This is a genomic window from Streptomyces sp. NPDC001700 (assembly GCF_053596435.1).
Genome location: NZ_JBSFGE010000018.1, coordinates 19,168 through 31,694 on the forward strand (window position 1 = coordinate 19,168; position 12,527 = coordinate 31,694).

12 protein-coding genes are annotated in these 12,527 nt (G+C 73.4%); 3 read left to right on the forward strand and 9 right to left on the reverse strand.

The window, feature by feature from the left end; genetic code table 11:
- Window positions 1-6: 6 nt before the first annotated feature.
- From ACWC5C_RS29035 to ACWC5C_RS29070, 8 genes are all read right to left on the reverse strand, one after another.
- On the reverse strand, window positions 7-1,224 hold the full coding sequence (locus ACWC5C_RS29035; RefSeq protein ID WP_450880094.1) for an NAD(P)/FAD-dependent oxidoreductase: 1,218 nt from the start codon (window positions 1,222-1,224) through the stop codon (window positions 7-9).
- A 12-nt stretch (window positions 1,225-1,236) separates the two neighbouring features.
- Window positions 1,237-2,040, reverse strand: a complete 804-nt coding sequence (locus ACWC5C_RS29040) for an enoyl-CoA hydratase/isomerase family protein (RefSeq protein ID WP_450880096.1) — start codon at window positions 2,038-2,040, stop codon at window positions 1,237-1,239.
- Window positions 2,037-2,828: an amidohydrolase family protein gene (locus ACWC5C_RS29045; RefSeq protein WP_450880098.1), complete on the reverse strand. Its 792-nt coding sequence runs from the start codon at window positions 2,826-2,828 to the stop codon at window positions 2,037-2,039. The genes ACWC5C_RS29040 and ACWC5C_RS29045 overlap by 4 nt, the downstream gene beginning before the upstream one ends.
- A gap of 16 nt (window positions 2,829-2,844) precedes the next feature.
- Window positions 2,845-3,597, reverse strand: coding sequence for an SDR family NAD(P)-dependent oxidoreductase (locus ACWC5C_RS29050; RefSeq protein ID WP_450880100.1), 753 nt, complete (start codon window positions 3,595-3,597; stop codon window positions 2,845-2,847).
- Window positions 3,594-4,826 carry a CaiB/BaiF CoA transferase family protein gene (locus ACWC5C_RS29055; RefSeq protein ID WP_450880102.1) on the reverse strand — a complete coding sequence of 411 codons (1,233 nt, stop codon included), beginning with the start codon at window positions 4,824-4,826 and terminating at the stop codon, window positions 3,594-3,596. Before ACWC5C_RS29055 ends, ACWC5C_RS29050 begins: the two co-directional genes overlap by 4 nt.
- Window positions 4,823-6,520 carry an AMP-binding protein gene (locus ACWC5C_RS29060; RefSeq protein ID WP_450880104.1) on the reverse strand — a complete coding sequence of 566 codons (1,698 nt, stop codon included), beginning with the start codon at window positions 6,518-6,520 and terminating at the stop codon, window positions 4,823-4,825. Before ACWC5C_RS29060 ends, ACWC5C_RS29055 begins: the two co-directional genes overlap by 4 nt.
- A gap of 76 nt (window positions 6,521-6,596) precedes the next feature.
- Window positions 6,597-7,724, reverse strand: coding sequence for an acyl-CoA dehydrogenase family protein (locus tag ACWC5C_RS29065; RefSeq protein WP_450880106.1), 1,128 nt, complete (start codon window positions 7,722-7,724; stop codon window positions 6,597-6,599).
- Between the two features lie 41 nt (window positions 7,725-7,765).
- Window positions 7,766-8,950 carry an acyl-CoA dehydrogenase family protein gene (locus ACWC5C_RS29070; RefSeq protein ID WP_450880108.1) on the reverse strand — a complete coding sequence of 395 codons (1,185 nt, stop codon included), beginning with the start codon at window positions 8,948-8,950 and terminating at the stop codon, window positions 7,766-7,768.
- Between the two features lie 65 nt (window positions 8,951-9,015).
- Between ACWC5C_RS29070 and ACWC5C_RS29075 the strand changes: the two genes are divergently transcribed.
- The 3 genes from ACWC5C_RS29075 to ACWC5C_RS29085 are packed head-to-tail and all read left to right on the forward strand — an operon-like array spanning window position 9,016 to window position 11,772.
- Entirely contained in the window at window positions 9,016-10,203 is a 1,188-nt protein-coding gene (locus tag ACWC5C_RS29075) for a thiolase family protein (RefSeq protein ID WP_450880110.1), read from the forward strand.
- A gap of 43 nt (window positions 10,204-10,246) precedes the next feature.
- Window positions 10,247-11,011 carry an SDR family NAD(P)-dependent oxidoreductase gene (locus tag ACWC5C_RS29080; protein ID WP_450880112.1) on the forward strand — a complete coding sequence of 255 codons (765 nt, stop codon included), beginning with the start codon at window positions 10,247-10,249 and terminating at the stop codon, window positions 11,009-11,011.
- Window positions 11,008-11,772: a crotonase/enoyl-CoA hydratase family protein gene (locus tag ACWC5C_RS29085; protein ID WP_450880114.1), complete on the forward strand. Its 765-nt coding sequence runs from the start codon at window positions 11,008-11,010 to the stop codon at window positions 11,770-11,772. Before ACWC5C_RS29080 ends, ACWC5C_RS29085 begins: the two co-directional genes overlap by 4 nt.
- A 19-nt stretch (window positions 11,773-11,791) precedes the next feature.
- Here ACWC5C_RS29085 and ACWC5C_RS29090 read toward each other — a convergent pair whose 3' ends face one another.
- On the reverse strand, window positions 11,792-12,523 hold the full coding sequence (locus ACWC5C_RS29090) for a FadR/GntR family transcriptional regulator (protein ID WP_450880115.1): 732 nt from the start codon (window positions 12,521-12,523) through the stop codon (window positions 11,792-11,794).
- Between the last annotated feature and the right edge of the window lie 4 nt (window positions 12,524-12,527).

Below are 12,527 nucleotides of genomic sequence, written 5' to 3' on the forward strand. Positions count from 1 at the left end.
GTCCCCTCACCCGCCCGCGCGCGCGGCGCGCCGCTCTTCGGCGAGCGCCAGCGCCTGGTGCCAGCCGCCCCCGGCCTCCAGCAGCTTCCGGAACGGGGCGAGTTCACGCGCCATGCCGAACCCGACGACCGCCCGCAGCGTGCCCCCGCTTCCCGCGATCGCCGCGAAGTCGCCCTCGTCCGGATCCCCCGCGACGATCCGGACCTCGTCCCCCGCGCCGACCCGGCCGTGGATCCGCAACCGGCCGCCGAGCTGGTCGGACCACACATACGGCACCGCGTCGCAGACCAGGGGCGCCCCGGTGAGGTTGGCGGCTACGACGGAGGCCTGGTCGACGGCGTTCGTCCAGTGCTCTACGCGCAGGTCCGCGCCGTAGCGGGGATGGTGCCAGCGGGCGATGTCCCCGGCCGCGTACACATCCGCCGCCCCCAGCGCGCCCAGGTGCCGATCGCATACGACGCCGTCCCGCAGGGCCAGCCCGGACCCTTCGAGCCACCGGGTGGCGGGCCGGGAACCGACGCCTAGCACCACCAGATCGGCCGGGACGAGCCCGCCGTCCCCGAGCGTGACGCCCCGGAGCCCGCCCCGGCCGTCGTCCTCGACGCCCGCCACCGTGGCCCCGAGCCGCACCTCGGTGCCGTGCCGGACGTGGCGTCCGGTGAGGGCCTTGCCGAGCACCGGCCCGAGACCGCGCGTCATCAGCGCCGGCTGCGGTTCGATGACGGTGACCGCGCAGCCCAGCGACCGGGCGGTGGATGCCACTTCGGCGCCGACGAATCCTCCGCCGACGACCACCAGCCGGGCCCCCGCCCGGCATCCCGCCCGGATGGCCGCCGCGTCCTCCGCCGTACGCAGCACCCGCACACCGGGGCGCGGTCCCAGCCCGGGGAGCGTACGGGGAACGGAGCCGGTGGCGATCACCAGGGCGTCGTACGGCAGGGGCGGCGCGCCGCGCAGCGCGACGGTGCGGCCCGTGGGGTCCAGGCTGGTCGCCGTCGTGCCGAGGAGCGGTTCGACGCCGAGCGCGGCGAGTTCCGCCGCCGACAGCAGCGGCGGGGCCTCGGCGCCGGGGTCGGCGAGATAGCTCTTGGACAGCGGCGGCCGGTCGCACGCGACCGTGGGTTCGGCCCCGACGAGGGTGATCCGGGCGTCGCTGCCCCTGCGGCGCAGCAGCTGTACGGTGCGGACGCCCGCGAGGGAGGCGCCGACCACGACGATGTGCATGGCGTGCCTCCGTCAGGCGTCGGGTCCGGGGAAGCGGGGGCGGCGCTTGTCGAGGAACGCCTGCGCGCCTTCGGCCATGTCGGGGCTGCCGATCGACTGCACGAGCATGCCGAGGCCGCTGCTGAAGGAGTCGCGGGCCGCGTTCCACCACACATTGGAGCTGATCTTGGTGATTTCCAGGTAGCGCGGGCTGAGCCGGGCGAGTTCGGCGATCCACGACTCGACCGTCGGCTCCAGCTCGGCGTCGGGCACCACGGCGTTGACCAGCCCCAGCTCCAGCGCCTGCGCGGCGGAGTAGCGGCGGCAGAGCATGGCCATCTCCTTGGCGCGCTTCTCGCCGATCTGCACCCCCATCACATTGGTGGCGCCGGTGACGGGGGAGCTGCCGACCCGGGGGCCGGTCTGCCCGAAGGTCGCCGACTCGGCGGCGATGGCGAGGTCGCAGGCGACGACGAGTTCGTTGCCGCCCCCGGCCGCCGCGCCGCCCACGGCGGCGATGACCGGGCGCGGGCAGTTCCGTACGGCGTCGAAGAGCCGCAGGGAGGCCCGGTAGAGGCCGCGCATCGCGGTCACATCGGGCTGGCTGAGGCCGGTGAGGGCGCCCCCGGCGCAGAAGCTGCCCGGCACGCCGGTGATGACGACCGCGCGGGAGCGGTTGGCCGCGTCGACGGCGGCCGCCACCGCCTCGGCCATGGCCGGGTCGTAGGCGTTGCGGCGGTCGGGGCGGTTGAGGGTGATCCACGTGGCGTCGCCGCGCCGCTCGACCAGCACGTCCTTGCCGGACGCGGGGGAGGGGGCGGGGTTCGGGGCGGTCATGTCGCGTCCTGACCCAGGAGGCGGGCGGCGTTGCCGCCGAGAATGCCCGCCGTGGCCTCCTCGGAGAGGCCGAGGGCCCGGATGGCCGCGATCTCCGCGCCGGGGTCGGCCATCGGCCAGTCGGAGCCGAAGACCACCCGGTCCGCGCCGTGTCTGCCGATGATCGCGCGCACCCGCTCGGGTGCGAGCCGGGCCATGGTCGGCGGCCATGAGGTCTCCAGCAGGACGTCCTCGCCGAGCAGCTGCTCCTCCGCCTCCTCCAGCCGGTGGTAGCCGCCGAAGTGACAGGCGATCAGCCGCAGCGCGGGGAAGCGCCGCACGATGGCGCGGATCATCGCGGGCGTGGCCCGCTCATTGCTCTGCCGGTCGCCGCCCGCGCCGACGTGCGCGATGACGGCGATCCGCGAGCCGAACGCCTCCAGCAGGTCCCACAGCCTCGGGTCGTCGTACGCGAATCCCTGGAAGAGGGAGTGGAGTTTGACCCCCGCGATGCCGTGGCGGCGCAGGCTCGCGAGGTTGTCCTCCAGCGGCAGGTCCGGGTGGACGGTGCCGAAGGGCAGCAGGTCCGGGCCGCGTTGGGCGGCGACGAAGCGGTTGACCGCGTCGACGTGCCGGGCGGTGTCGGCGATGCCGAGGAGTACGCCCTTGTCGACGCCGGAGCGGGCCAGTACCCGGTGCAGGGTGGAGATCTTGCCGTCGCCGTGCCGTTCCAGCTGGGGCACCCGGCCGCCGAGGGCGCGCTCCGCGAGGGCGTCGGGCCAGGCGTGGCAGTGCACATCGATGATCACTTCGGACCCGCTCCCTTCACGGCTGACCGCCGTCTACGGCGATGACCGAGCCGGTGGTGTACGAGGACAGTTCGCCGGAGGCCAGGTACAGCGCCGTGCCGACGATTTCGGCGGGCCGCCCGCCCCGGCGCAGCGCGAAGCCCGCCGCGCGGGCGGCGAAGGCGTCCATGTCCCAGGCGGCGGTCACGTCGGTGTGGAAGGTCCCGGGCATGATGGCGTTGACCCGTACGGTGGGGCCGAAGGCATGGGCGAGGCCCGCGGTGAGGGCGTTGAGCCCGGCCTTGGCGGCGGCGTAGGGGAGGACGTCGGCGCGAGGGCGTACGGCGGCGGTGCTGCTGATGTTGATGATGCTTCCGCCCCGGTCGGCGGCCATCCGGGTACCCGCGAGCGCCGCCAGCCGGAACGGTCCCTTCAGGTTGACCCCGATCACCTTGTCGAAGAGGACCTCGCCGATGTCCGCGACCGTGTCGTAACGCGGCGACATGCCCGCGTTGTTGACGAGGACGTCGAGCCGCCCGAACTCGGCGTACGCGGCGTCGACCAGGGCGTCGAGCCCGTCCCACCGCCCGACGTGGCAGGCGTACGGCAGGGCACGCCGCCCGGTGGTCCGGCGCACCTCGGCGGCGACCTCGGCGCAGCGCTCCAGGGTGCGGCTGGCGATCACGACGTCGGCCCCGGCGGCGGCCAGGCCGAGCACGATCTCCCGGCCGAGGCCACGGCTGCCGCCGGTCACCAGCGCCACCCGGCCCGACAGATCGACGCCCGTCATGGCACGCGGGTCCGGTCCGGGGCCACGGCCGAGGACCCGGCCAGTTCGGCCAGTTCCCCGGGGGTGAGGCCGAGCAGTTCGGTGAGCGCGGGCACGGTGTGCTCGCCGATGCCGGGCACCCCCTCGTACAGCGGGCCCGGGTAGCTGTCCAGGTGGACGACCGGGCCCGGCACCAGCACCGGACCCAGCGCGGTACCGGCCAGTTCGACCAGGGTGCGCATCCGGAAGTGCGGGTCCTCGACGATGTCCCTGGCGTCGTTGACGGGCGCGGCGACCACCTCGTGCGCCTCCAGGTCGGCGAGTACTTCGGCGCGCGGCCGCTGGCCCACCCATGCGCCGACCAGGCGCTGCAGTTCCTCGTTGTGCTCCATCCGCGCCGGGTTGGTGGCGAACCGGGGATCGTCGCCGAACTCGGGGCGGCCCATGGCGGTGAACAGGCGCAGCGCGATGGACTGCGAGGACGCGGCGATGGACAGCCAGTTGCCGTCCGCCGCCTGGTAGATGCCGCGCGGTGACGCGGAGCCGGAGCCGTTCCCGACCCGCTGCTGTATCTCACCGCTGCTGGTGTAGCGCAGGATGCTGTCGCCGAGGATGAACATCAGCGGTTCGTAGAGGGCCACGTCCACGGCGTCGCCCCGGCCGGTGCGGGACCGGGCCAGCAGCGCCGTGACCGTGCCGAAGGCGGCCGAGAGCCCGGCGATGGAGTCGGCGAAACCGAACGGCGGGGAGGTGGGCGGAGTGTCGGGCCAGCCGTTGGTGAACGCGTAGCCGCTCGCGGTCTCCGCCACCGTGCCGAATCCCGGGCGGCCCCGGTACGGCCCGGTCTGGCCGAAGCCGGAGACGCGGGTGAGCACCAGGCCGGGGTTGTCGGCGGTCAGCACGTCGTAGCCGAGCCCCCACTCCTCCAGCCTGCCGGGCCGGAAGGACTCCAGCACCACGTCCACCCGCGCGGCGAGCCTGCGCACCAGGTCGCGGCCCTCGGGTCGGCGCAGGTCGATGCCGATGGACTCCTTGCCCGCGTTGAGCCGGGCGAAGCCGAGTGCGAGGCCGTTGTGGCGCGGCAGCCACTGCCGGGCGAAGTCCCCGGTCGCCGGGTCCTCGACCTTGATGACGCGGGCGCCGAAGTCGCGCAGCATCCGTCCCGCGGTGGGGGCCGCGTACATGGTGCCGAGTTCGAGCACGGTGACCCCGGCGAGCGGCCCGGGGCAGCTGCCCCGCTCCCCGCTCACGCGGTGCGCTCCCTTACCGGGGCGGCGGTGCCGCGCGGGGTTTCCGCATCGCGCGGGGCGAGGCGGTCGTGGGTGCCGGGGGTGACGCCGTCGGCGCGCAGCTGGGTTTTGCGCACCCGCTCCGAGGGGGTCTTCGGGAGCCGGTCGACGAAGCGGACGAAGCGGGGCACGGCGAACGCGGGGACGCGTCCCTCGCACCACTCCCACAGCTCGGCGGGGTCGGTGTCCCGCGCGGCGACGACACAGGCCAGCACCTCGTCCTCGCCCGCCTCGACCCCGGCGGGGACGCCGATCACGGCGCACTCCAGGACGGCATCGCAGGAGAGCAGGGCCTGCTCGATCTCGTACGAGCTGATGTTCTCGCCCCGGCGGCGCAGCGCGTCCTTGTAGCGGTCCACGAAGTAGTACCAGCCGTCCGCGTCCTGGCGCAGTGCGTCGCCGGTGTGGAACCAGAGGTTCCGCCAGGCTTCGGTGGTGCGCTCGGGCATGCCGTAGTAGCCCATGCTGCACGTCCAGGGGTGTTTCGGGCGGACGACCAGCTCGCCGATCTCGCCGGTCGCCACTTCCACGTCGGTGTCCGGGTCGACCAGCCGGATGTCGAACCAGTCGGCGGCCCGCAGCCCGGCGGCACCCGCCGGGCGCTCCTCGCCGTAGGGGCTGAGGATCGGCGCGCTGGTCTCGGTGAGCCCGAAGACCTCGACGAACGAGCCGATGCCGTAGCGCTCGCGAAATCCCGCCAGGATGGATCCGGCGGTGGGCGCCGCGAAGACCGAGCGCAGCCGGTTGTCGGCATCGTCGGGCCGGGGCTCCTGCTTCCAGATGAAGTCCATCATCACGCCGATGAGGTTGGTGACCGTGACGCCGGAGGCGCGCAGCTGGCCGACCCACCGGCTGGCGCTGAAGCGCGGCCGCACCACCAGCCGCGCCCCGGCGATGAGCGCCGGATACGCGGCCATGAACTGGGCGTTGCCGTGGAAGAGCGGAGTGCAGGTGAAGTACACGTCGTCGGCGGTCAGCCGCTGGAGGCTGACCACCTCCTCGCCGAAGAAATGCATCTGGGCGTGGGGCATCGCCACGCCCTTGGAGGGGCCCGTGGTGCCCGAGGTGAAGAAGATGGACGCGAGTGATGAGGGGGCGGGGGCGGGTGCTGGTGGGCGCGCCCCCGGCCGCGCGCCGCGCGCCAGCTCCTCCCAGGGCTCCGCCCGCCACCCGGCGTCGCGCAGCGCGCGCAGGGCGCTGTCGCGGGAACCGGTGTCGATGACCCAGAAGCATTCGATGGCGCGGGCGTCATCGGCGATGGCGAGGAACCGGGCGGCGAGTACGTCGTCCACCACCGCCCAGCGCGGGCCCGCGGTCACCAGCTGGTGGCTGAGGAACACGCCCTCGTACGCGGTGTTGACGGGCACCTCGACGTAGCCGCCGAGCGACACCCCGAGCCAGGTGCGCACGAACTGCGAGGAGTTGGCCGCCATCACGAGCACCCGGTCGCCGGGGTCGGCACCGGCCAGGGCCAGCGCGTCGGCGACGGATTCGGCCTGCTCCAGGCTCCGCGCGTAGCTGAAGGTGCGGTGCTCCTCCGGTACGTCGAGGAACACCGCCTCGGGGCGGACGTCCGCCTGGTGGCGCAGCACGGTCGCCAGGGTCCAGTCGCGCTGGTCCGGAAAGACCGGCACCAGGTCCGTGTAGGTCCTCATCTCACCCCTTGTCCGTGCGGCGGCGATGACTCGAACAGAACTGATATAACCATAGTCATGGTTTTGGGGCCAGGGTTCAGCCCCGGCCTCGCGTGAGCGTCTTGGCGAGCTGGCCGGTCAGCACCTCGTTGCCGCCCTCGTAGATGCGCATCGGCCGGGCGTTGCGGTAGAGCCGTTCGATGGTGGACCCCGTGACGAGGCCGAAGCGGCCCATCATCTGCACACAGCGGTCCACCACCCGGCCCGCGGTCTCGGTCGCCGCGACCTTCGCCATCGACGACCAGGGGAGCGCCGCCGCCGGGTCCTCGGCCGCCCTGGACGCCGCCGTGTAGGTCAGGGCGCGCGCGGACTCGATCTCCATCCACGAGGTGCCCAGCAGATGGGGGAGGGGGCCGAGCCGGGCGAGCGGTTCGCCGAACTGTTCGCGCGAGGTGGTGTGCCGTACGGCCTCGTCCAGCGCGGCCTGGGCGAGGCCGACGGCCGAACCCGCCACCGAGACGCGGAAGGTGGACAGGGTCCGCAGCACCAGCGGGAACGCGCCGCCCGGTTCGCCGATCCGATGGTCCGGGGGGACCCTCACGTCGTCCAGGAACACCGTGCCGAGGATGTGCGGGGCGATGATGTCCGGGCCGCTCTCCACCCGTACGCCGGGGGCGTCGGCGGGGACGAGCACCAGGCTGTGGCCGTCGCCCTCCCGGCACAGCACGGTGTAGAAGTCGGCCGCACCGGCGTTGGTGATCCAGGACTTGCGGCCGCTGACGACGAGCCCGCCGTCGCCCTCGGTCACGCGGGTGGCGACCGACCGCAGATCGGAGCCGATCTCGGGCTCGGTGAGCGCCAGCGCGGCGATCGCCTCCAGCGCGGCGACCCGGGGCAGCCAGGCGTCCCGTATCCGAGGAGCGGCCGCGGACAGTGCGAAGCCGCCGATGCCCTGCATGGCGAACAGCGAGTCCAGATGCCCGGAGACGGCCATCAGCGCCTCGCGCACCACCGTGACGGCGAGGGGGTCCACCCGCTCGTCCTCCCCGCCGTGCGCGGCGGGGACGGTGAGCCGGACCAGACCGCTCTCGCGCAGCGCGTCCCGCGTCGCAGGGTCGATGCCGGTGGCGGCGTCGGCGCGGTCGGCGCCGGGGCGCAGCCGCTCGGCGAGTTCGGTGGCGCGCTCACGCAGATCCAGGTGGCGCGGGGGCAGTTCGAACGGCATGGGCGGTCTCCTTCGCGTTCGTGTCCCCACGGGTCCAGGGGTCAGCGACGCTGGTCGAAGCTCCGGCCGAGCAGCTCGGAGACGATGCGCGTGCGCTGCATGGTGGGTGTGCCGCCCGCCAGCGCCCAGCCGTGGGCGTCGCGGTGCAGCCGCTCGATGCCGTACTCCTCGGTGTAGCCGTTGCCACCGTGCAGCTGGATGGCCAGATCGGTGACGCGCTTGGCGGTCTCGTTGGCCGCACACTTGGCCAGCGAGACCTCCAGCGGTGAGGGCAGCCCCCGCCCGGCGCCCCGCGCCGCCCGGTAGACCAGCAGCCGCGCCGCCTCGACCTGCAGCACCATGTCGGCGAGGGTCAGCTGAGTGGCCTGGAACTCGATCAGGGGCTTGCCGAAGGCCGTACGGGCCCGCACATAGTCCACGGTGCGGTCGACGGCGGCCTGGGCGAGGGCCAGGCTCATGGTCGCGTTGCCGAGCCGCTCCAGGGAGAAGCCGGTGAACAGCTCGCGGAAGCGGCCGGCGTCCACCAGCAGGTTGGCGGCGGGGACCCGTACGTCGTCGAAGTGGATGTCGCAGGACGGGATGCCGCGGAAGCCCATCAGCTTCTCCTGCGCGCCGTACGAGATGCCCGCGGTGTCGGCGTCGACCACCAGCGCGCCGATTCCGCGTGCGCCGGGCACATCGGCGAGCCGTGCGTAGAGCAGGTACTGATCGGCGTGACCGCCGCCCGATATCCATCGTTTCGATCCGCTGACCCGGTAGAAGGCGCCGTCCCGGACCGCGCGGGTGGTCATGTCGGTGGCGGCGGAGCCCGCGTCGGGCTCGGAGATCGCCACCGCCATCGTCGCCTCGCCACGGATGATCGGGGGAAGGCAGCGGGCGCGCAGATCGTCGCTGCCGAGCAGATTGACGACGGTGGCCGGGCCGGTGTTGCACTCGAACACCTGGAACGCCGCCGGGCGGCACTCCTTCGCCAGCTCCTCGATCACCACGAGCGCGTCGAGCACCGGGGCACCGGAACCGCCGAACTCCTCGGGCAGCGTGATGCCGAGCAGTCCCAGCTCGCCGAGCCTGCGGCGCTCCTCGTGCGGAAGCGGTACGCGCTCCGCGTCCCATCGCGCGGCCAGCGGCGCGTAGTGCTCCCGGGCCAGTGCCCGTGCCATGCGGCGCACTTCGAGCTGCTGCTCGGAGAGGCCGTCCGCGGGTTCGTTCACCATGGTTCCGGACACGAATCCATGGTAAAGGTATGCATAGTTTCTATGTCAAGGGAACGCCGAGGATCTGGGGGAACCCAATGCCCGCAGCCGTCATCGTCGACGCCGTGCGCTCTCCCATGGGCCGGGGAAAACCCGGTGGCGCGCTCTCCGGCGTCCACCCGGTCGACCTGCTGGCGGCGGTCCTCCTCGCGCTCCTGGACCGCACCGGCATCGACCCCGGCACCGTCGACGACGTCCTCGTCGGCTGCGCCGGACAGGCCGGTGAGCAGTCCGCGACCCCCGGGCGGCAGGCCTGGCTGGCCGCCGGACTTCCCGAGCACGTGCCCTCGGTGACCATCGAGCGCAAGTGCGGCTCCGGCCAGCAGGCGCTGGACTTCGCCGTGCAGGGAGTGGTCGCCGGGGCGTACGAGACCGTGATCGCGGCCGGAGTGGAGTCGATGAGCCGCGTGCCGATGGGGTCGGCCCGCATGGGCGCCGACCCCTTCGGCGCGGGAGTGGCCCGCCGGTACGCCCCCGGGCTGCTGCCGCAGGGCATCGCGGCGGAACTCGTCGCGGATAAGTGGCGGCTGAGCCGCGCGGCACTCGACGCCTACGCCGCGCGCAGCCACGAGCGGGCCGCCAAGGCCGTGGCCGACGGCGCGTTCGCCCGCGAGACCGTGCCCGTCGCCACCCCGGACGGCGTCGTCTCCGCCGACGAGACGATCCGCCCCGGTGCGACCCCCGAGGGGCTGGCCGAACTCCCGGCGGCCTTCGCCGCATCCGGCTACCACCGCCGCTTCCCGGACCTCGACTTCAAGATCACCGCGGGCAACGCCTCCCAGCTCACCGACGGCGCCGCGGCGCTCCTGGTGATGAGCGAAGAGCGCGCGGCCGCCCTCGGGCTCACCCCACGGGGCCGGATCGTGGCCTCCGCCGTATGCGGCGACGATCCGCTGCTGATGCTCACCGGCCCCCTCCCCGCCACCCGGCGCGTGCTGCACCGCTCAGGCCTGTCCCTGGACGACATCGCCGCCGCCGAGGTCAACGAGGCCTTCGCGAGCGTGCCGCTCGCCTGGCAGGCCGAGTTCGGGTTCCCCGGCGACCGGCTCAACCCCCGGGGCGGTGCCATCGCCCTGGGCCACCCGCTCGGCGCCTCCGGCGCCCGGCTGGCCACCACGCTGCTCGGCCACCTTGAGGACACCGGTGGCCGCTATGGACTCCAGACCATGTGCGAGGCGGGCGGCATGGCCAACGCCCTCATCCTGGAGAACCTCGGCGCGCCCTGAACCCCACACCACCTCACTCACCAAGCCAAGGAGGCGACCAGCCATGGACGTCACATCAGGGTCCGCCGTGGTGACCGGCGGGGCCTCCGGTCTGGGACTGGCCACCGCCCGGCGGCTGGTCGCCGCCGGGGTGCCGACCGTCCTGCTCGACCTGCCCGCCTCCGACGGCAAGGCCGTGGCCGCCGACCTCGGCGCCCGCGCCCACTTCGTGCCCGCCGACGTCACCGACCCCGACGCCGTCGCCGAAGCCGTCGCGGCCGCCGAAGCCCTCGGCCCGCTGCGCACGCTCGTGCACTGCGCGGGCCGGGGCGGGGCGATGCGCGTCGTGGAGCGCGACGGCGAACCCGGCTCCCTCGACCTCTACGAGTCCGTCGTACGCGTCAACCTGATCGGCACCTTCAACGTGCTGCGCCTCGCCGCCGCCCGGATGGCCCGGAACGAACCGGTCGACGGCGAGCGCGGGGTCTGCGTGCTCACCGCCTCCGTCGCCGCCTGGGAAGGACAGATCGGCCAACTCCCGTACGCCTCCGCCAAGGCGGGCATCGTCGGACTCACCCTCGTGGCCGCCCGTGACCTGGCAGGCAAGCTGATCCGGGTGTGCACCATCGCCCCCGGCCTCTTCGACACCCCCATCCTGGCCCGGCTGCCCCAGCGGGTGCGCGACTCGCTCTCCACCATGGCGCCGCACCCACGCCGCTTCGGCGTCCCCGACGAGTACGCCCGGCTGGCGCTGCACATCATCGACAACCCCATGCTCAACGGCGAGACGATCCGCCTCGACGGCGCGATCCGGATGCAGGCGCGATGAGCCCCGAGGTCACCGTCGAAACGCAGGGCGCCGTCCTCGTCGTCACCATCGACCGCCCCGAGGTGCGCAACGCCGTCAACACCGCCACCGCGCGGGCGATCGGCGCCGCGATGGAACGGCTCGATACCGACGACACGTTGCGCGTGGGCGTGCTGACCGGCGCCGGAGGCACGTTCAGCGCCGGAATGGACCTCAAGGCGTTCCTCGCGGGCGAACGCCCCTCGGTGCCGGGCCGCGGCTTCGCCGGTCTGGTGGAGGCGCCCCCGGCGAAACCGCTCATCGCGGCCGTCGAAGGCTTCGCACTGGCCGGAGGCTTCGAGATCGCGCTCGCCTGCGATCTGATCGTGGCCGCCGAGAACGCCTGGTTCGGACTCCCCGAGGTGCGCCGCGGACTGATGGCCGGGGGCGGCGGCCTGCTGCGGCTGCCGCGCCGGGTGCCGCTGGGCACGGCGGCCGAGTGGGCGCTGACCGGGGACCGTATCGACGCCGCGCGGGCGCACGCGGCGGGCCTGGTCAACCGGCTCACGCCGCCCGGCGGTGCCCTCGCCGGGGCGCTGTCACTGGCGAGCCGGATCGCGGAGAACGGCCCCCTGGCCGTACGGGCCACCAAGCGGGTCCTGGGCGAGGGCGGGCAGTGGCCCGCGGAGGAGGCCTTCGCCCGGCAGAACGCGATCTACGAGCCGGTCCGTTCCTCGGCGGACGCCCGCGAGGGAGCGTCGGCGTTCACCGAGAAACGCGAACCCGTCTGGCGCGGCCGCTGACCCGCGACGCGCGATCCGCTCAGCGCCAGTTGACGACCTGGTCGACGAGGGAGGGGTGGCGCCTGCGCACATAGTCCGCGTACTCCTGCATGTGCTGCCGCATCAGCCGCTCCGCCGTCGCGGCCTGCCCCTTGGCGATGGCCCGCGCGATGGCCTTGTGCGTCGCCTGCACGTCCTCGCGCCGGTCGGGCGGGAAGAGGAAGCCGCTGACCTGGTCGTGGAAGATGTCCTCCAGCGACATGCTCACCAGGTTGAGAATCGGATTCCCCGACATGGACGACACCTTGCGGTGGAAGTCGTGGGTCGCGGCGAAGTACAGATCGTCGTCGTCCACCACGGACTTCTCGCACGACTCGGCCAGTTGCTCACCCAGCTCCGGCGCGTTGCGCTCGGCGGCGAGCCGGGCCATCGTCGCCTCCATCACCAGCCGCGCCTCCAGCAGTTCGCTGAAGGTGACGCCGCCGAGGTGGTAGAAGAGCGTCGACATCCGGCCGTAGTCACGGGTGCGCACCTCGATGACCATCGGGCCGCCGTTGCGCCCCGGCTTCATCGTGATGAGCCCGTGGACTTCGAGGATCCGCAGCGCCTCGCGGAGCGAACCGCGCCCCACGCCGTAGTCCTCGATCATCTGCGCCTCGGACGGCAGCAGCGTGCCCGGGGGCAGCTTGCGCTTCACGATGTCGTGGACGATTTCCTGCGCCAGCGCCTCGGCGACCTTGGCTCCGCGTTTCAGTGTCTTCGTCGGCGCCATTTCC